The following is a 19224-nucleotide window of genomic DNA, read 5'->3' on the forward strand; positions in this document are numbered from 1 at the left end:
GAGACGCATTTTCAAGATGAGGGCTCAGTTCCCGGCAGGGTCATGCAATGATCCCGTCGGAAGTTCCGTTCGCCGCGTCGAGCCCGGCCAGGGCCGCGTGCAGGCGGTCCAGAAAGATGCGGGCGAAGGCCTCGATCTCCAGAAGGCCGAACAGGACCGGTTCACAGTCGATCCCGGCCCGGGCCAGCGTCCCGCGCCAGGAATGCTCCTCGTCTCCGGCCAGATCGCGCCGGGCGTGGGCCCCGGCCACGCTGAAAAAGGGCACAAGCCAGGCCCGCCCGGCCCCGCTGTCCAGGATGGCCCGGCGCAGGCGGCCGATGTGGGAGTCCTCCCGGGCGGCGTCGGCCCTGGTGCGGTCAAGGGTGGCGAAAAAAACCAGCGGATCGCGCCGGGCAAGTTCCGCCGCCAGGGCGGCATAGGTCTCCCGGGCCGGTCCCCTGGCCCCGTGCCCCATGACCGCCACGGCCTCGCCCGGCGTACGTTCCGGCGGCAGGCTGGCCAGGAGCGTCTCGGCGGCCAGGACGATCCCGGCCTGTCTGGCGCGTCCGCCGTCATCCCCGGCCGGGGGCAGAAGCGGCCCGCCCACGGACACGGCGGCAAATCCTTCACCCCGCCGGGCGCGGCCCGCCGCCGCCGATACCTCGCCGAACTCCCCCCCGGCCACCACATGCAGGGATTGCACGGCCACCCGGGACACCCCAAGCCTGGCCATCTCCAGAAACGCCGCATCCACCGAGCGTGCCCCGAGAAGCGGGCGCAGATGACGGCCGTGGTGCAATTCGCCCATGGTCCGGGCCAGCCGCACCGGACAGTGGGGATATAGGGCGGCCACCCGGGCCGTGAACGCCTCCAGGGTGGCCCGGGCCTCGGGGAGGCGCGAGCCGTGGGCGGCCAGGATGATGCCGACGGAGGGCGTGGGAGGGGAGGCAGGCATGGATGGTTGGGCGGCCTGTGCCGGGTCAGCCCCGGTCCCTGGCCGCGACCCAGCTGGCGGCGGCGGCCACCAGGGCCATGGCCCCGACCAGGGCCGCCGCATGGGGCAGGGGCAGAAAGGCGATTTTGATCCACAGGGGGGGAACGTTCAAAACCTCGGCCAGGGAGCGCTGCAACACCCATAAAAGTCCCAGGGCCAGCCCCGCGCCGCCCAGCCCCAGGGTGACGCCGCCGACCAGAAGCGGCAGCCGGATGTACCAGTTCCGGGCCCCGACCAGGCGCAGGATGGCCACCTCGTCGGCCCGGGCCAGAAGCGACAGCTTCACCGTGTTCCCCACCACCAGGGCCACCAGAAGCAGCAGGAACACCCCCGTGGGCCACAGAAGCGTGCGCCCGATCTCCACCACCGAGCGCGACAAATCCATCTGCAGGGGATTGATGTGGACCGCCGCCACCCCCTCAAGCGTTTTCAAGTCCTCGAAGGCCCGTTTGGGCCAGTCCGGGTCGTCCGGAGGGATGCGGAAGGTGGCCAGGGCCGTGAAGGGCAGGGGGCTTTTGCCGCGCAGCCAGGACAGGTCGGCCCCGGCCCCCAGGGCCTCCTGCATGACCGAAAGGGCCTGGTCCGGGGTAAACGTGGTCAGTTCGAACAGTTCGGGACGGGCCCGCAACTGCTCCCACTGGGCCGTGACCGCCTGTTCGGCGGCGTCCTTTTTCCAGAAGATCTGGTATTGGGCCTTGCCCTGGTGGCGCACCAGTTCGGTTTCCAGATTGTGCAGGAACATGGCGAACAGCCCGCCCAAAAAGGCGGTGAGCGTCACGGCGGCAAGCGTCAGGGCCTGGGGCCAGGGATGGCGGAACAGGTCGCGGATGCCGCGAAAGATCAGGCGGAGAAACATGCCCATGGTTTCCTTACGCCCCGTCCGGGCCGGAAAGACCCGCGGCCTCGGTCACGTCATAGCCGCCCTGGTCCGCCTCGCCCCCGGACAGGCGCAGGATGCCCGCCTCGGGCACGGCGGCCAGGATGTCCCGGTTGTGGGTGGCCATGATGATGCTCGTGCCGTGCTGGTGGAACTGGCGAAAGACGTCCAAAAGCCTCAGCGACAGCTCCCAGTCCAGGTTGCCCGTGGGTTCGTCGGCCAGGATCACCCGGGGGCCGGTGACCACGGCCCGGGCGATGGCCACCCGCTGCTGTTCGCCCCCGGCCAGTTCGGCGCAGGGGCAGTCGGCCAGGCCGTCGAGCTTTAGGGCATGCAGCACGGCCTTGATGCGCCGGGCGGCCTTGGCCCGGGGCATGCCGCGCACCTCAAGGGGCAGGATGACGTTGTCGCGTACGGTGCGCCCGGGCAGGATCTTGAAGTCCTGGAAGACCACGCCCACATCCCGGCGCAGGGCCGGCAGGCGGCTTTTTTTCATGTGCGTCAGGTCGTGCCCGGCCACGCTGGCCTGGCCGGACTGGAGGGGCAGGGCGCCGTGCAGGATGCGTAAAAGCGTGGTCTTGCCCGCCCCCGAGGGGCCGGTCAGAAACACGAATCCCCCCCGGCCCACGGAAAACGACACGTTGCGCAGAACCCACCGCGCCCCGAACCGAAAGGAGAGATTGCGCACCCGTACCATGTTGCTCCATGCCGCCTTCAGTAAAACCGACCGGTCAGGGCCGATGCCCGTCCTCCGGCGTCCCGGCGCGTCCGTGCCGCGTGATGCGGCCCCACGGCCTACCTATGGCCCGGTCGCCAGGAGGCGTCCTGCCGCGCCCGGGGCCAAGGTTCCTGTCCGTGGCCGTGGGTATGAGGTGCGGCCCGGGCATCAGCCGCATTTGGTGAAGCCGCAGGACTTGCAGATGTGGCAGCCTTCCTCGAACACCAGCTCCGCCCCGCAGTCCGGGCAGCGGGGGGTGGTCAGGGAGCCGTTGCCGTCGCTGACCGTCTGTCCCGCCATGTAGCGGCTCTCCAGCACCCAGGACACGGCGTCGGGGATGGACAAAAGCAGCCCCTTTTTCTGGAACACCGGGTTCTCTCCGCCGATGCCCTTTAACTGCCCTACGATGTCCTCCACGTCCACGCCCGAGCGCAGGGCCAACGACACCAGCCGTCCGATGGCCTCGGCCTTGGCCGTGACCGAGCGGCCGGACTTGCCGATGGTGGCGAAGACCTCGAAGGGCCTGCCGTCGACCTCGTTCACCGTGAGATAGAGTTCGCCAAGGCCGGTTTTGACCTTCTGGGTGAAGCCGTAGACCACGTCGGGCCGGGTCTTGACCCGGGTGGCGGCCTTGGGGGCCTCCTCCTGCCCGGCCTCGCCGGTGCACAGCACCTGGGCCGTCTTGCAGCCGTCGCGGTAGACCGTCACCCCCTTGCAGCCGAGCTCGAAGGCCATGCGGTAGATGCCCGCGATCTCCTCCTTGGTGGCCGTGTTCGGCAGGTTCACGGTCTTGGACACGGCGTTGTCGGTATATTTTTGGAAGGCGGCCTGCATGCGCAAATGCCACACGGGTTCGATGTCCATGGCCGTGACGAAAATCCGGCGCAACGCCTCGGGAATCTCCTCCATGTGGGCCACGGAGCCCTTGCGGGCCACCTCGGCGATGATGTCCGGCCGGGACAGCCCGGCCGCATCCAGGGCGGCGCGAAAATACGGGTTGGTCTCCACGAGTTTTTCGCCGTCCATGACGTGGCGGGCGAAGCTCAAGGCGAAAAGCGGCTCCACGCCCGAGGAGCACCCGGCGATGATGGACAGGGTGCCGGTGGGGGCGATGGTGGTGGTGGTGGCGTTGCGCAGGGGCCCTTGTCCCTTGGCCGGGAAGACGGAGACGTCGAAGGCCGGAAAGGGGCCGCGCTCGGCGGCCAGGGCGGCGGAGGCCTTTTGGGCTTCGGCCTGGATGAAGCTCATGAGCCGCTCGGCCAAAACCAGGGCCTCGGGGCTGTCGTAGGGAACGCGCACCCGGTAGAGCAGGTCGGCGAAGCCCATGACCCCCAGGCCGATCTTGCGGTTTTTTCGGACCATCTCGGTGATGATCGGCAGGGGATATTGCGAGGCGTCGATGACGTTGTCCAGAAAGCGCACGGACAGCCGGATGATCCGGGCCAGTTCCTCCCAGTCCACGCCGTCGGGGGCGGCGGGGGAAAAGATCAGGGCCAGGTTGATGGAGCCCAGGTTGCAGGCCTCGTAGGGCAGAAGGGGCTGTTCGCCGCAGGGGTTGGTGCTCTCGATCTCGCCCAGGGCCGGAGTGGGGTTGTCGCGGTTGATGCGGTCTAAGAACACGATGCCCGGATCGCCGCTCTCCCAGGCCTTGCGGACCAAAAGCTCGAAGATCTCGCGGGCGCTTTGCCGGGCCGTCGCGATCCCGTCGCGGGGATCGATGAGGTCGTAGTCGCGGTTCGCGTCCACGGCCTGCATGAAGGCCTCGGTCAGTCCCACGGAGATGTTGAAATTGTCCAGGGCGTGCTCGTGTTCCTTGCAGGTGATGAATTCCTTGATGTCGGGGTGGTCCACGCGCAGGATGCCCATGTTGGCCCCGCGCCGTGTGCCGCCCTGTTTGACCTGCTCGGTGGCGGTGTTGAAGATGCGCATAAACGACACCGGCCCCGAGGCCACCCCGCCCGTGGAGCCCACCCGGCTGTGCTTGGCCCGAAGCCTGGAGAAGGAAAAGCCCGTGCCGCCGCCGGATTTGTGGATGAGCGCGGCGAATTTCACGGCGTCGAAGATCTCCTCCATGGAGTCGCCCACAGGCAGCACGAAACAGGCCGCCAATTGCCCAAGCGGCGTTCCGGCGTTCATGAGCGTGGGGGAGTTGGGCAGAAATTTGTAGGAGGTCATGAGGTCGTAGAACTGCCGGGCCGTGGCCGTGACGTCGCGCTCTTCGCCGTAGTTGGCCTCCTGGCTGGCGATGGCCAGGGCCACGCGCCAGAAGAGCCCGGTTTCATCCTCCAGGGGGCGGCCGTCAGGGCCTTTGCGCAGATAGCGTTTGCCAAGGACGATGGTGGCGTTTGGGTTGATGACCGGGGCGGGCAGGTCGGCGGGCGCGGGCAACGGGGCGGTGGGCGAATCGGACATGTGGCGCGATCTCCAATGGGTCGAAACGGTTGACGAAAACTATCCGGGCGTCTGCGACGCCACGGAAAAAATAAACATTTCGAAGGATTGAGCTTGGCCGGGAAATGCAAGCGCATGCGGCCGGGGTGCAGGGGAAGCTACGTTATTTGCCCTATGCCTGCAACCGCATGACGCCTGATGCGGGGCGCGGAAATCCCGGCCTAGTTGGCCGACGTGATCCAAAATTCCGAAAAGTAATTCGTGATTTCAAAGAAAAAGAAAATTTTTCGGGATGGGGGGGCATGCCCGGGCATGGTTGCGGCGGATCCCGAAAGACGGCGGAAGGGCAATGCACAGGGGTATGAATTCGGGACAACCCTCTCCGGGCAGCTCTTCCGGAGGGCCAGCCGAGGTGCGCCGGGCCGGATGTTTCATATGGAGACGCGCATGAATCCCAAGGCGGGCGCCCCTTGAAAGAAATGTCGTGGCCGTCGGCAAGATGGCCGATAAACGGGGAAGACGGGGGCCTGCGCCCATGCAAACGGTGGCCGATGCGCCCATGGCCGCCTGGGAAAAAATCGTCAGACAGGCGGCTGTCTGTGTGTCCGAAGGCCGATCAAGGACTTCTTGTGTCTGTCGGCAAAGATATTCGACATCATGTAGGCGTATATTGAGGCCTGGGGGAGCAGGGCGAAAAAATCGATGAAATTCTGGATGTTGTTTAGGGCCGCGAAATCCGAGCAAAGCAGGACGACGTTTTTGAAGCCTTTGCTGAGGAGGGCGTCGGTCCACGGATAGTGGTGATTCGGGACGAACCATCCGTCAAAAAGGAAAACATCCCACGCCGCATATTTTTCCCTGAAGTTTCGTTTCGGCAGGAGCAAGGATTGGCCAGGCAGGTCGCGGGGGAGGGAGGCCAGGAGGTCTTCAAGGAGAATGACCGGCCCAGAGGCCACGATCAAGGTGTTGCCTGCGGGCAAAGCCGCAAGGCGGACCCGCCGCGAGCATTCGAAGTTGTCTTCCAGGAACGCGAGGGCCCTTTTTTGCGGCGTGACGGCTTCTGGGGCGAGATGTTCCAGGATGCCCAGGGGATCATCCCGGCGACAGGACAGGTTTGCCATGTATTCATTCGTGAAAGTTGTCCATCGTGCGTCGGGCGGGATACGTTCCAGGGTGGTCAGGGCGTTTTCCGTTTCACCATGCTGCCGCTGGAGTTGGGCCAGTTGGAAATGGGCGCTGTGGCGGAAGGGGAAGCGTGTGGCGTTGCGTTTGGCCATGTCGAGGTCGAGGCCCATGCGCCTGGCATAGGGGGAACTGGCCAGTGTGCAGAAGAGATGGCCAGCTTCAATGGAGACGCAGGTGTTCCGGTCACAAGAGGATTTCCCCAGAAGTGTTTTCAGTATTTCGAAGAGGGCGCGGAATCGTTCCGGCGTCGTGACCTGATGCGGGCTGATGGTCAGCCTGGCGCCCTTGCGTATGCCTTCAAGAAGAAAATGGAAGGTCGCATCGTCCATGGCGGCGTTGATTTTTGCGAGCAACAGCGAGGTGTAGATGTTGTCGTCGGTGTTGTCGTTTGTTTCGAGTTTCAAGCCCGTTGTCGGATTGTTTTTTGACGAGGGGCCGTTATGCCAGTCGTCGACGGCGCGGCAGGAGCCCGTGGCCGATACATCCGTGGGGCTGATAGCGCGGGCATGAACCGGAGGGAAGGTGATCTTGCCGGAGAAATACTCATACACAGCGAAGTCATGGCAATATTTCTGAATGGTTTCCGTCCGGATATGGGCACACGGCGTGCGTGGATTGTTTTGCGACTGATTTCTAAAGGGGATATCGCCAAAGGATATGCCAAGCGCCTTCCCCAAGGCGAAAACGGACTCGCGCAGCTGCTCGACGAAGCCGATGAAAAAATAATTCTCCAGGCGTGCGATGGCCCGTTCGACCGTTCCGCCCAGATGCCTGACCATGGATATATACGGATTGTCGAAAAGATAATCGACGAATGAGCCATAGCTGTACAGTTTTGTCTGCATGCCATAGCGATAAAGGGAATAGGCGACGGCCAGAGGGTTTCTCAGGAATGTGATGTAGTATACTTTGCAATCTGCATTCAGCAGTTCATGTATGCCGTATACGTAATGCCCGCCGCAATAGAGGCTTGAACAGGTGGAGGCGTTTACTTTGTCTGCAAATGATATACATGAAATGGGGGATTCGATATGTTCATATCCTGGAAAGTCCCTGTCGAACATGGCATGCAACGAGGTTCCGGCGCATTTTGGGATATGATCAAAGACGAACACGTTTTTGAAGCTGGGATCCGGGAATGGAAGTTCGCGCTCGATATCGAATGGGAGACTGGCAGCGTTCATCAGGTCATCTCTGGTTTTGAAGGGGAACGGGATGTCACGGGGGGCTCTTGGTGCGGTTGGGCCTGCCCGGGCTGTCGGCCGGAACCGGGAGTCCCCGCTTTCATGTCCGGGGATGCGGCGGGGCGACCCCCAGGCGTCGGCATTCCTTCGGCGGGGAGGCCTGGACAGCGGCGGACTGGCGCTCCGGCGACTGATCCGTGGCGGCGCGTCTGGATATTTGCCCCCGCCGCCGGAATTATCGCCTGGCCGTCGGTCGGCAGGCCCCGGCGCAACAGCCTCCGGACAAAAGCTCGCTGTAGGCGAAGAGGATGCGCCGCTCCCGGTTTATGGCCTCCTCGGACAGCCGGGGCGCGGGCGAGGCAGCGGCCAGGCGCGTCAGCTCGTCGAAATGGGGGATGGTCCGCATGCCGCCCCGGGCCAGGATGTGTCCGTCGGCCACGCGAAGGAGCAGGGCCTCCTTGGTGTCCGTGACCAGGGCCAGGGGGGCTGGCGTGTCGCCGAAAAGCCGTGAGGCGGCCAGGGTCTCGCGGATGTAGGAGCCGGGTTCGCCGGAGCAGAAGATGACCACCAGAAGCGGCGCGCCGCTTCCGTCCGTGACCGCCAGATCCACCATGCGGGTATAGTCTTTGCCCTCCATGGGAAAGCACACCCCGGCCTTGGCGCACATCCGGTCCCTGGGATAGCCCCGTTCCTCCACGAGAAGCCGGGCCAACGCCTGGCGAAATTCCTCGTAGGAGGTCTCTTCCACGTCCTCGCCGGTCAGGTAGTCCCGGATGACCCGGTTCAGGCTTTCTTCGTGCATGGCGTCCCCGCTGCGAAAGATTCGGCCGCACACAGGCCGCGGCCCCGAAAAGGTAGCATCTCGGGGGGCGGTGTCAATCCGGCCCGGCCGCCGCTGGCGGCTCAACGCCCCGCCAGGGGCTTTGTATGTTTTAGTTGAAACGGCGCTTGGCCATGACCCGTCCCACGGTGTCGGCCAGGGCCTGCATCTCGAAGGGTTTGGCCAGGAAATCGTCCATTCCGGCGGTCAGGAACCGTTCCCGGTCGGACTCCATGGCGTAGGCGGTCAGGGCCACGATGGGGATGTTTTTGACCGGGCCCGGGACTTCGCCGTGCCGGATGTGGCGGGTGGCCGTCAGGCCGTCCATGACCGGCATCTGGATGTCCATGAGCACCATGTCGAAGGGATCGCTGGCCAGGGCGCGCAGGGCCTCCTGCCCGTTTTCCGCCTCGGTGACGGCATGGCCCATGTGGCGCAGCATGGTCGCGGCGCTTAAGCGGTTGCTGGTGTCGTCCTCCACCAGAAGTACGCGCAGGGGGGCGGCCGTGTCCTGGGGGGGGCGTCGTCCGTGGGGAAGGACACCCGGCAGGTGGGCAGCCAGAAGGCGGCGGTGAAGGAAAAGACGCTGCCCTGGCCGGGGGTGCTTTCCACCCAGACGGAACCGCCCAGAAGCTCAGTCAGTTGCTTGGCGATGGACAGGCCCAGGCCCGTGCCGCCGTATTTTTTGGTCAGGTAGTCCTCGGCCAGGGCGAAGCTGTCGAAAATCGAGGCCAGCTTGTCCGCGGGGATGCCGATGCCCGTGTCCGCGATCCGAAACAGCAGGCATTCTCCTGCAAAGCCCTGGTCCACAAAGACCCGGCGCGGCCCGTCCGGGGGGGCTTCGTAGCGTTCCACGGTCAGCGTGATGCCGCCGCGCATGGTGAAGCGGATGGCGTTGACGAGCAGATTGACCAGGATCTGGCGCAGGCGGAAGGGGTCGCCCACCAGGATGTCTCCGACATCGTCGGCGACCCGCCAGGTGAAGTTCAGATTTTTGAGGCGGGCCTGCACCTCGTGGGTGCGGCACAGGGAGTCCACCAGGGAGCGGATGTCGAATTCCTTGACCGTCAGTTGTACGGCCCCGGACTCCATGTTGGCCAGTTCGATGAGGTTGTCCACGATGGACAGGAGCTTTTTGGCCGACTGGAAGGTGATGTCCCAGCATTCGGCCTGATCGGGCGGCAGGGAGGTCGTCTGGGCCAGTTGGGACATGCCGAAGATGGCGTTTAAGGGGGTGCGCAGTTCGTGGCTCATGTTGGCCAGAAACTGGGTTTTGGCCTGGTTGGCCTGTTCGGCCTGCTTTTTGGCCTCGGCCATGGACTGTTCGGCCAGTGTGCGGAAGGTGGTGTCCAGGACCGTGGCCACCAGCACGTTGTGCCCCGGAACCGGGAAGCTGGCGATGGTGACGTGGCGGCGTTCGCCCTTGGCCGTGGTTATGGGCAGATCCTTCCAGGACATGCGGCCCGGTTCGCCGCTTTGCACGTCGGATAAGATGCGTTCCCGGATGGCGGTTCTCTCCCGGGGATCGGGAAAGAGGCTGCCGAAATAGCCGTCCAGGGTGGCCAGGGCCTCGGGCGGCCAGCCGAGAATCTCGGAATAGCGGGGGTTTTGGAAGGTGGCCAGGCCTGAGTCCAGGAGGCGCACGCTTACGCCGATGGGCAGGCTGGTCAGGACGACCTCCATGAATCGGCGGCGTTTGAGCAGTTCCTCTTCGGCCAGCTTGCGGTCGCTGATGTCCCGGGCCACGGAGAAGATGCGCTGCTGCTCGGGCAGGGGATGGGAGGCGAACGACAGCCAGGCGTAAGAACCGTCTTTTGTGCGGTAGCGGGCCTCGAAGTTGCGCACGGGGGAGCCTTCCACCAGCCGTTCCCCCATGGCCAGGAAGGCCGACAGATCGTCCGGGTGGACCAGCTCCACCACCGGACGGCCCACAAGGGCCTGGCTGGAATAGCCCAGGGTCCGGGTCCAGGCCGGGTTCACCTGCTGCAGGACGCCCGCGTAATCGGTGATGCTCAAAAGATCCATGGAGTGGTTGAACAGCCGGTCCCGCTCCCGGGCCAACTCCCGGGCGGCGGTCACGTCGGAGGCCATGAACAAAACACCCGTGAGCTCGCCGTGGCCATCGTCGATGGGGGCGGCGTGCAGGCTGACTTCCAGGAGGGAGCCGTCCCGGCGCATCCGGACCACGTCCAGGTTGGCGGGAGGGGCCTTGGCAAAGGCCCGGGCCAGGATGGCCTCGAATTCAGCCTTGTGCTGTTCCGGCACCGTGGGCAGCGGCCGTCCCATGACCTCGGCCTCCTTCCAGCCGAAGAGCCGCTCGGCCGCCGGGTTCCAGAGGCTGACGCGGCCTTCCCGGTCCAGGAGGTAAATGGCCAGGGGCGCGGCGTTGACGACGGAGGCCAACCGGTCCCCGGCCGCCGCAATCTCCCGCCTGGCTGCGAACAGGCTGTCCGTGTGTCCCCGCTGGCCCGCCTCCACCCGGCGCAGCAGCGCGTACAACAGCAGGCTGGTGGCCATCACGAAGAACCAGCCCTTGAAGGTCTGCATGTCGGCGATGGACTGGGGATCGCGGAAAAGCGCCGTGACGGCCAGGTCGGAGAATAGAATCCAGGCCCCGGCGGCCAGGAAATAGACGGCAGGGATGAGAAGGACGTATCTGTTGCCCGGCTTGAACATGGGGGCGTCCAGGGCCGAAGTGTTTTTCGTATCTAAACAAAGATATCCCAGGGGTGGGGAGAAGACAAGATGAAGGGCGGCAGAAGGGATACGGGCGGCATGGCGGGTGGCCCTACCGCCGGGCAGGGTCGCCGTCACGGCGGCTCGATTTTTGTCCGGGGATGCGCTAGTCCTGTCCAAACGACGGAGACGGCATGGAAAATCACGATCACGCCCCGGATTTGAAAAATCTCGAAGAGCAGTTGCGCCGGGAAAATCCCCTTCTGGTGGACGCGGTGGCCTCTTTTCGAAAGCTCGACTTCGTGGGGCGGCGGCTCGGGCTTTTGCCCAAGGGGGGCTCCTTTGCCGCGCGCATCGCCTGGTGGCCGCTGGTCGCCGTGCTGGGGCCGTTTTCGGCGGGCAAATCCACCTTCATCAACAACTATCTGGGCCACTCCCTGCAACACACCGGCACCCACGCCGTGGACGACAAATTCACGGTCATCTGCTACACCACCGAGCCCTCGTCCCGGGTCTTGCCCGGCGTGGCCCTGGACGCCGACCTGCGCTTTCCCTTCTACAAAATGAGCCAGGAGCTGGAAAAGGTGGAGGCCGGGGAGGGCGGCCGCATCGACGCCTATCTGCAACTCAAGACCTGCCCGGGCGAGCGGGCCAAGGGGCTCATCCTCATCGACTCCCCGGGGTTCGACGCCGACGCCCAGCGCACGGCCACGCTGCGCATCACCGACTACATCATGGACCTCTCGGATCTGGTGCTGGTCCTTTTCGACGCCAACCGCCCCGAGCCCGGGGCCATGCGCGACACCCTGCGCCATCTGGTGGCCGGGACCGTGAACCGCAAGGACTCAAGCAAGTTCCTCTATGTCTTAAACCGCATGGACGTGACCGCCCGGGAGGACAATCCCGAGGAGGTGGTGGGGGCCTGGCAGCGGTCGCTGGCCCAGCATGGGCTCACGGCCGGGAGGTTCTACCGGGTCTACAGCCCCGAGGCGGCCCTGCCCATCGCGGACGAGGCCCTGGCCAGGCGGTTTGCGGCCAAACGGGACAAGGATCTGGCGGAAATCCACGGCCGCATGGCCCAGGTGCGGGTGGAGCGGGCCTACCGCATCGTGGGGGCCCTGGAGAAGATGGCCCGGGAGATCGAAGACGATTTCGTGCCCCGCATCCGGGCGCTTGCGGGGCGTTGGCGCACAAGCGTGTTGCGCTTCGATGCGCTTTTTTTCGGAATCGCCGCCGCCCTGTGCGTTGCGGCCTCGTTTGCCTCCGGGCCTGCCGCCGGGGGGAGTTTCCTGCCCGGGTGGCTGGACTGGATCTTTTCCGCCTCCTGGCGGGCCTGGCCCTTTGCGGCCCTGGTCCTGGCCGGGGCTGGATTCGTCCATTTCAAGGCCCGGGGGCTGGCCGAGGGCCGCCTGCGCCGGGCCCTTGCCCGGGAGAATCCGCCCGGGGCCCTGCGCGAGGCCCTGGAGCGGGCCATGGACAAAAATACCGCATGGTGGCGCAGCATTTTCGCCTCGGAACCGGCCGGGTGGGGCAACGCCTCGCGGCGGCGCGTCCGGGAGGCCATCGCCGGGGCCGAGTCCCTGGTGCAGGCCCTAAACGACCGCTACGCCCAACCCTCGGGGCCCCGCCCCGAGCCGTCCGACACCCCAACCACCCTATGAAGACACGAAAAATCATGAATCCCGCCTGCAAGGACATCACCTCGTTTCTGGTCATGGACATCCTGGAAAAGGCCCAGGGCCTGGAGCGCCAGGGCCATCACGTCATCCACCTGGAGATCGGCGAGCCCGATTTCGACACCCCGGACTGCGTCAAGGAGGCCGCCTGCCGGGCCATCCGCGACGGCAAGACCCACTACAGCCACAGCCTGGGCCTGATCGAACTGCGCGAGGCCATCTGCCGCCACTACGCCGCCGAATACGGGGTCACGGTCAAGCCGCAAAACATCGTGGTCACGGGCGGCACCTCGGCAGCCCTGTTTCTCCTGTTCGCCGCCTTCGCCAAGCCCGGCCAGGACATCTTCCTGACCGACCCGGGCTATGCCTGCTATCCGAACTTCATCCGCTTCACCGGGGCCAACCCGGCCTACATTCCGGTCACCGAGGAGGACGGCTTCCAGTTCAACCCGGACGTCCTGGCCGCGCGCGTCAACGAAAAGACCCGGGCCATCCTGGTCAATTCGCCCGGCAACCCGTCCGGGACGGTGATCAGCCGGGAGAACATGCGGCGCATCTGCGGGCTTGGCCCGGCGATTATCTCGGACGAAATCTACCATGGCCTGGTCTACGAGGGGAAAGCCAGCAGCGCCCTGGAATTTACGGACAACTGCTTTGTCCTAAACGGCTTTTCCAAGCTGCACGCCATGACCGGGTTTCGCCTGGGCTATCTCATCGCGCCGGAAAAGTACCTGTGCCTTCTTCAGAAGTTGCAGCAGAACTTTTTCATCTGCGCCTCGTCCGTGGCCCAGTGGGCCGGGATCGCGGCCCTGACCGAGGCCGGGCCGGACATCGAGCGCATGCGCAAAATCTATGACGAGCGGCGCAGGTTTCTCGTAGCGGGATTGCGGGAGCTGGGGTTTGCGATCCGGGTGGAGCCCACGGGGGCGTTTTACGTGCTGGTCAACGCCCGGCATCTGGGCCCGGACTCCCTGGCCCTGGCCCACGACATCCTGGACAGGGTCCACCTCGGGGTGACCCCGGGCATCGACTTCGGCTCGGGCGGCGAGGGGCATCTGCGGTTCTCCTACGCCAATTCCCTGGAGAACATCGCCGAGGGCCTGGCCCGGCTGAAAAGGTATATCGCGGGACGGTGAGGATATCGGCGCACAGGGGCGGCGGATGTCGGCCCCGGGGCCATGTCCCGCGTGAGGGCGGACGTGATCCGAACGGGTTGCCGGAGGCCGGGTGAAAGGCCCGCAAAAATGTCGGAGGAAGGGGGGGCAAGATGGTCGGACGCACGCTTCGGGCGGTTTTTTGTACGGCATGTTGCGTCCTGGCGGGGGTTGCGGCCCATGCCGCCCCGCCGGGCCCGAACGCGCCAGGAGCGCCAATTGCGCCAATTGCGGACGCCGCCACGAAATTCGACGCCCACGCCACCGCCTTCCACTATTTTTTTACGGAAGGGGACATGGATTTCCACTTCGGGAATCTGGTTCTCGGCTCGGCCGTCAACGGCGGGGTGGAGATCGGCGAGGCCTTTTACGCCGCCTCGCACATCGCTGACGGCGACGCCGCCAGTTGGCAGACCCAGTGGGCCGAACTGGCCGGGCGTCTCGCGGCCCGGGGCGACGCCTCCCTGGCCGCCGGGCACAAGGTGAGCGCCCGGGAACAGTATCTGCGCGCCGCCTACGCCTGGCGCATCTCCCTGGTCTCCATGCTGCCGGACAATCCCGGATTCAAGGAGCGGGGGGCCAGGGTCCGGGAGCTCATGCGTAAAGCCGGGCCGCTTTTCGATCCGCCCCTGGACTATTTCGAGGTTCCCTTTGCGGGCACGGTGCTGCCGGGCTACTTCCGGGCCGTCCCGGGCCCGGGGCCGCACAAGACCCTGTTTATGATCGGCGGCGGCGAGACCTTTGCTGAGGATCTGTATTTCTACATCGCCCCCCAGGCCTTTGCCCGGGGCTACAACTTCGTCACCGTGGATCTACCCGGCCAGGGACTTATGCCCCTGGAGGGACAGGTCTTTCGCACGGACACGTACGTTCCCCTGAAGGCGGCGACGGATGCCATCCTGGCCCGCCCCGAGGTCGATCCCGCCCGTTTCGCGGCCTACGGCATCAGCGGCGGCGGGTTGTTCGCGCCCCAGGCCGCCCAGCACGACCTGCGCATCAGGGCCGTGGCCATGAACTCCGCCGTGGTGGACGCCCATGCCCTGTTTTCCACCATGCCCGCCGCAAAGACGACGGCCCAGGACATGGCCTCCTGGTCGTCGTTCCACAGCGGCGTGGTGCAATCCATCTGCTGGCGTTACGGCGTGGCCATGGACAATCCGGCCGGGCTGGTGGCGGCCAATGCGGGCAATGCGTTCGACCCGGCGAAGATCGCCGTACCGGCGCTGATCATTGTCGGCGAGGGGGAATACGCCAGCCAGGAGGTGCAGCGGCAGCAAAAAATCGCTCTGGACGGGTTTCCCCATCCCGCCAAAAAGATGGTCGTCACCCCGGCCGACGAGGGGGCGTCCAACCACTGCATCATGGAAAACCGCAGCCTGGTGGGGGTGGTGCTCTTCGACTGGCTGGATGCGGTGCTCAAATAGGCCAAATGCGGCGTTCACAAAGAAGAAAAACCTGGCCATGGGAGACGCAGCAGATCCTCTATGCAACAGACATGGTCGCATGGCAGCAATGAAAGGAGATAATCATATGCATCCATGTATTGCGAACTGGCCAGGATTACGGGGTGGGAGCCGATAAATTCCGGTATCTTGCGAGACGAAAGAAAAAACCAGTTTGGATTTTCCGTTCTCCCCAAAGAGTAATGACGTTTCCACGCCCCACGAGGAAATCGAGCCGAAAGGCGGGCGCTTATATCCTCCATCTCATCGGTTAAAGCCAATACCGGTATCTCTTGTCCCTCGGAAGCCATATCATTCAGGCGTTGCAGGGTTTCTGCCCGGGAGGCGGCTTTGTGATATTTCTCCACCAGCTTCAGGCACAACTGCAGGCCATCCTTCGGCGACTGGAGGGGATGCAGGAAGGTAATGAGCTTTCCGGCCGAAAGAAGCTGGGTGGCGGCCGGAGAGTCGGGAGGCCCGGAGACGATCATTCGCGCCTGGGGAAGGAGCGCCTCACTGCGTTGCGTGTGGAGGCGGATATACTTCCTTACGGAGACCGAGTGGATTTCCTGGCGGTTGTGGCGGGCTTTTTCCATGGCCTCCCGCAAGACTCGACGGTCGAGCAACGGCTCCTGAAGAAAATCTTCAGGAGCGGCGGTGGCGAAGATACTTGGATCCAGAATTCCCGAGCCGGTTACATTGAAAAAGGCTGTACGGTTTTTCCTGCTGATTTCCTGGGCAACGGTTTCCGCCTCATTGGCTGTTGCCATAAATTGGAGTGTGGTCTCGCCCACTTGACCGTCAATCATTCGTACAGGAAAGTGGCCGTTACGGACTGCCGCTATTTCGGTGAAGTGGTCGAAATTGACAGGTTTGACATGGGAGGCGTTCTGGAGGCCGCCATTGAAATATTTCGAACCCGAGTAGGATAAGTCGGCGCCAGCCAGCAAAACAGTTTTTGGACAAAACAACTCCACAGCGCCAAGAGTCGGGATAAGGGAGCTGAGCCAGGAACAGCGCATGTCGTACGCTTCTTTGAAGGCTTGAGGGAGAAATGTGTCGATAGCGAAAGCCCCGGCGAATCGGGAGGCGTATTTTTTAACCGGTGCGCTTGAAAGCATCAGCAGCCAAGAATGAGAGAAGTCCATCTCTGGTTTATAAAAGGTGGCCTGCTCCGGGTGGGTGTCGAGTTGGACGACCACGTCCGGAACCACGCCGCAAAAATGGCAGAACTCCAGGGAGCGGGAAATGCACACGACCAGGAAGCGCGCTGCAAGTTCCGCGAAATGCGGGCGCAGGCCGACCAGGGACGGGCCGGGGGAAAGGGCCAAAACCGGACAAGACAAACCCATATCCTGAATGGCCTTGGCCCTGGGGTATGCCATGAGAAACGGAAGGTTCTCCAAGACATTACACCGGTAGGCCAGGTCGGCAAGCGGTCCCTTGTCATGCCCTAAATCGAAAGGGTCAGGGGTGGACGTGTCCTGCTTGGGAAACCAGACGTATTTTGTGTAGTTGAAGACGAGACTTTTTTGGATTTGGCGGACCCAAAAAAAAGCTTCCCTCACGAAGTGTGAAGAGACGAGCAGGGTGACGCCATGACGCATGAGGAAAGGGTTGAGGCGACTGATGACGGAGAGCGAGGCCCCATCGACCTCGGAAAAGCGTAAGATATTCTCGGCGGGTACTTCGGCGCCCGGGTCGCATGCCCCGAGCATGACAACGAGGGATGCGCCGTCATAATTGTCCAATACGTCTAATTTCGTGGTAAACATATACGCGTCATGGCCCTCTGATCCACCTCGAGTAGTGTCTGTTTCCCTGGCGCCAGAACCCATTGGCCACGCCTCTTGCGCCAGTGGAGTATGCCAGAACCTTGGGATTTTACAACGGGCAGTTCCGGGCGCCTGTCTGCCGGGCGACCCCGTGGCGCATCCCTTGCCTGGCGGGCTTTTCTCCTGCGCCCCTTGACTTCGCCCCTTCTCGCGGGCAAGCAATCCCGACGCCTATACCACCCCCCGAGAGAGGAACGCGAGCATGGCTGAAAACATCACCCGAAAGATCATCGCCGCCCATCTGGTGAGCGGCGACATGGTTCCCGGCAGCGAGATAGGTCTGCGCATCGACCAGACCCTGACCCAGGACGCCACCGGCACCATGGCCTACCTCCAGTTCGAGGCCATCGGCATCGACCGGGTGGCCACGGAGCTTTCCGTCAGCTACGTGGACCACAACACCCTGCAGATGGGCTTTCGCAATCCCGACGACCATCAATATCTGCGCACCGTGGCCGCGCGCTACGGCATCATCTATTCCCCCCCGGGCACCGGCATCTGCCACCAGCTGCACCTGGAAAACTTCGCCAAACCCGGCAAGACCCTGGTCGGCTCGGACAGCCATACCCCCACGGCCGGAGGCATCGGTTCCCTGGCCATGGGCGCGGGCGGCCTGTCCGTGGCCCTGGCCATGGCCGGGCAGGCCTATTTCCTGCCCATGCCCAAGGTCGTGCGCATCTGGCTCGACGGCCGGCTTACCGGCTGGGCCACGGCCAAGGACGTGATCCTGCACCTGCTGGGCCTTTTGACGGTCAAGGGCGGCGTGGGCAAGGTCATGGAATACGCCGGGCCGGGCGTGGCCACCCTGTCCGTGCCCGAGCGGGCGGTGATCACCAACATGGGCGCGGAGCTTGGGGCCACCACCTCGATTTTTCCCAGCGACGCCGTGACCCGCGATTTCCTGGCCCGCATGGGCCGCCCGGGAGACTTCAGCGAGCTTGTGGCCGACGATGGCGCGGCCTACGACGACGAGGTCGTTATCGACCTGTCGACGCTGGTTCCCCTGGCCGCCGCGCCGCATATGCCCGACCGCATGACCCCGATAAAGGCCCTGGACGGCATGAAGGTCCATCAGGCGGCCATCGGCTCCTGCACCAACTCCTCCTACGCCGACCTCAAAACCGTGGCGCTTCTGCTCAAGGGCAGGCGCATCCATCCCGAGACCGACCTCATGATCTCGCCGGGCTCCAAACAGGTGCTGTCCATGCTGGCCGCCGAGGGCCTTTTGGCCCACATCATCGACAGCGGGGCCAGGCTTCTCGAGTGTACCTGCGGCCCGTGCATCGGCATGGGCGGCTCACCCACCTCGGGCGGGGTGAGCGCACGCACCTTCAATCGCAACTTCGAGGGCCGAAGCGGCACCCAGGACGCCCAGGTCTATCTGGTCAGCCCGCAGACGGCGGCCATGGCCGCCCTGCGCGGGGCCTTCACCGACCCGGCCACCTGGGGCGACGCCCCGGCCAGGGTGGAACTGCCGGACAGCGTGCCCAGCATCACAGACCTCTTCCTCTTTCCGCCCGTCGACGGGGCAGCGGTCGAGATCGTGCGCGGCCCCAACATCAAGGCCCTGGAGAAGTTCGCGGCCATGCCCGAGGTGATCGAGGCCGCCGTGGCCTTAAAGGTCGGCGACGACATCACCACGGACCACATCCTTCCGGCCGGGGCCCAGATCACGGCGCTGCGCTCCAACATCCCGGCCATCAGCGAGTTCATCTTCAGCCGGGTGGACGCGGGCTTCGTGGCCCGCATCAAGGAACTGGGGCAGGGGATCATCCTTGGCGGCGAGAACTACGGCCAGGGCTCGAGCCGCGAGCATGCCGCCCTGGGGCCAAGGCATCTGGGCGTCAAGGCGGTCATCGCCAAGTCCCTGGCCCGCATCCATCGGGCCAACCTGGTCAACTTCGGCATCCTGCCGCTGATTCTGGCGGACAAGGCCGACTACGACCGCATCGCCCAGGGCGCGGTCCTGCGCCTTGCCACCGCCGACATCCGTCCCGGCGAGGCCGCAGCCGTCGCGGTCGAGGGCGGCGAGCCGGTCATGGTCACAAATGATTTGACCCGGAAGGAACTGGACATTATTTTGTCCGGCGGCCTGCTCAATACCGTCAGGCGGTAGGAGCCCGGCCACATCACGAAGGAAGGCCCCGGCCGCCGCATCTCAGGCGACCACGGCGGCGGGGCTTCACTGCGGCAAGCGCACCCGCCGCGTCCCCACGGCTCTCCGGCCTTGAGCCGGGGTGGGGCTTGGCGGGCGCGCGTTGCGATTTTTTTTCGCCAGGCCGGTTCGACGCGC

Annotated in this window: 13 protein-coding genes; 4 read left to right on the forward strand and 9 right to left on the reverse strand. The window is 64.6% G+C overall.

Annotated elements, in window-relative coordinates:
- Positions 1-40 precede the first annotated feature (40 nt).
- The 8 genes from GD606_RS15315 to GD606_RS15350 all read right to left on the reverse strand — a co-directional run bounded on the left by GD606_RS15315 (position 41) and on the right by GD606_RS15350 (position 10824).
- Positions 41-934: a sirohydrochlorin cobaltochelatase gene (locus GD606_RS15315; RefSeq protein WP_163301745.1), complete on the reverse strand. Its 894-nt coding sequence runs from the start codon at positions 932-934 to the stop codon at positions 41-43.
- Between the two features lie 25 nt (positions 935-959).
- Complete coding sequence (locus GD606_RS15320) at positions 960-1835, reverse strand: cell division protein FtsX (protein ID WP_163301744.1); 876 nt, start codon at positions 1833-1835, stop codon at positions 960-962.
- Positions 1836-1842: 7 nt separating this feature from the next.
- Complete coding sequence (locus GD606_RS15325) at positions 1843-2547, reverse strand: cell division ATP-binding protein FtsE (protein WP_163301743.1); 705 nt, start codon at positions 2545-2547, stop codon at positions 1843-1845.
- 189 nt (positions 2548-2736) lie between these two features.
- Complete coding sequence (locus tag GD606_RS15330) at positions 2737-4980, reverse strand: vitamin B12-dependent ribonucleotide reductase (RefSeq protein WP_163301742.1); 2244 nt, start codon at positions 4978-4980, stop codon at positions 2737-2739.
- Between the two features lie 560 nt (positions 4981-5540).
- A complete protein-coding gene (locus GD606_RS15335; protein WP_163301741.1) occupies positions 5541-7328 on the reverse strand; it encodes a hypothetical protein in 1788 nt (595 codons plus the stop codon).
- 235 nt (positions 7329-7563) lie between these two features.
- On the reverse strand, positions 7564-8130 hold the full coding sequence (locus tag GD606_RS15340) for a type I restriction enzyme HsdR N-terminal domain-containing protein (protein WP_163301740.1): 567 nt from the start codon (positions 8128-8130) through the stop codon (positions 7564-7566).
- A 130-nt stretch (positions 8131-8260) separates the two neighbouring features.
- A complete protein-coding gene (locus GD606_RS15345) occupies positions 8261-8629 on the reverse strand; it encodes a response regulator (RefSeq protein ID WP_176629317.1) in 369 nt (122 codons plus the stop codon).
- Positions 8602-10824 (reverse strand): PAS domain-containing sensor histidine kinase, encoded by a 2223-nt coding sequence (locus GD606_RS15350; RefSeq protein WP_176629318.1) that lies wholly within the window; start codon positions 10822-10824, stop codon positions 8602-8604. The genes GD606_RS15345 and GD606_RS15350 overlap by 28 nt, the downstream gene beginning before the upstream one ends.
- A gap of 194 nt (positions 10825-11018) precedes the next feature.
- Here GD606_RS15350 and GD606_RS15355 point away from each other — a divergent pair, with 194 nt between their 5' ends.
- From GD606_RS15355 to GD606_RS15365, 3 genes are all read left to right on the forward strand, one after another.
- Complete coding sequence (locus tag GD606_RS15355) at positions 11019-12485, forward strand: dynamin family protein (RefSeq protein WP_163301738.1); 1467 nt, start codon at positions 11019-11021, stop codon at positions 12483-12485.
- 14 nt (positions 12486-12499) lie between these two features.
- A complete protein-coding gene (locus tag GD606_RS15360) occupies positions 12500-13636 on the forward strand; it encodes a pyridoxal phosphate-dependent aminotransferase (RefSeq protein ID WP_163301737.1) in 1137 nt (378 codons plus the stop codon).
- Positions 13637-13767: 131 nt separating this feature from the next.
- Positions 13768-15078, forward strand: coding sequence for an alpha/beta hydrolase family protein (locus tag GD606_RS15365; RefSeq protein WP_246298838.1), 1311 nt, complete (start codon positions 13768-13770; stop codon positions 15076-15078).
- 14 nt (positions 15079-15092) lie between these two features.
- Here the strand turns inward: GD606_RS15365 and GD606_RS15370 are convergent, their stop codons facing one another.
- Complete coding sequence (locus GD606_RS15370; RefSeq protein WP_163301736.1) at positions 15093-16871, reverse strand: 6-hydroxymethylpterin diphosphokinase MptE-like protein; 1779 nt, start codon at positions 16869-16871, stop codon at positions 15093-15095.
- A 262-nt stretch (positions 16872-17133) separates the two neighbouring features.
- On the opposite strand from GD606_RS15370, the gene GD606_RS15375 reads away from it, so the two are divergent.
- Positions 17134-19047, forward strand: coding sequence for an aconitate hydratase (locus tag GD606_RS15375; protein WP_163301735.1), 1914 nt, complete (start codon positions 17134-17136; stop codon positions 19045-19047).
- Positions 19048-19224 lie beyond the last annotated feature (177 nt).

Source organism: Desulfolutivibrio sulfodismutans DSM 3696 (assembly GCF_013376455.1).
GTDB classification, from domain to species: Bacteria; Desulfobacterota; Desulfovibrionia; order Desulfovibrionales; family Desulfovibrionaceae; genus Desulfolutivibrio; species Desulfolutivibrio sulfodismutans.

Excerpts from the sequence above, each read along its gene's own strand:
- GD606_RS15330 (WP_163301742.1), bottom strand. The coding sequence starts at position 4,980 with ATGTCCGATTCGCCCACCGCCCCGTTGCCCGCGCCCGCCGACCTGCCC.
- GD606_RS15340 (WP_163301740.1), bottom strand. The coding sequence starts at position 8,130 with ATGCACGAAGAAAGCCTGAACCGGGTCATCCGGGACTACCTGACCGGC.
- GD606_RS15375 (WP_163301735.1), top strand. The coding sequence starts at position 17,134 with ATGGCTGAAAACATCACCCGAAAGATCATCGCCGCCCATCTGGTGAGC.
- GD606_RS15370 (WP_163301736.1), bottom strand. The coding sequence starts at position 16,871 with ATGTTTACCACGAAATTAGACGTATTGGACAATTATGACGGCGCATCC.
- GD606_RS15365 (WP_246298838.1), top strand. The coding sequence starts at position 13,768 with ATGGTCGGACGCACGCTTCGGGCGGTTTTTTGTACGGCATGTTGCGTC.
- GD606_RS15315 (WP_163301745.1), bottom strand. The coding sequence starts at position 934 with ATGCCTGCCTCCCCTCCCACGCCCTCCGTCGGCATCATCCTGGCCGCC.
- GD606_RS15320 (WP_163301744.1), bottom strand. The coding sequence starts at position 1,835 with ATGGGCATGTTTCTCCGCCTGATCTTTCGCGGCATCCGCGACCTGTTC.
- GD606_RS15350 (WP_176629318.1), bottom strand. The coding sequence starts at position 10,824 with ATGTTCAAGCCGGGCAACAGATACGTCCTTCTCATCCCTGCCGTCTAT.
- GD606_RS15360 (WP_163301737.1), top strand. The coding sequence starts at position 12,500 with ATGAATCCCGCCTGCAAGGACATCACCTCGTTTCTGGTCATGGACATC.
- GD606_RS15325 (WP_163301743.1), bottom strand. The coding sequence starts at position 2,547 with ATGGTACGGGTGCGCAATCTCTCCTTTCGGTTCGGGGCGCGGTGGGTT.
- GD606_RS15335 (WP_163301741.1), bottom strand. The coding sequence starts at position 7,328 with ATGAACGCTGCCAGTCTCCCATTCGATATCGAGCGCGAACTTCCATTC.
- GD606_RS15355 (WP_163301738.1), top strand. The coding sequence starts at position 11,019 with ATGGAAAATCACGATCACGCCCCGGATTTGAAAAATCTCGAAGAGCAG.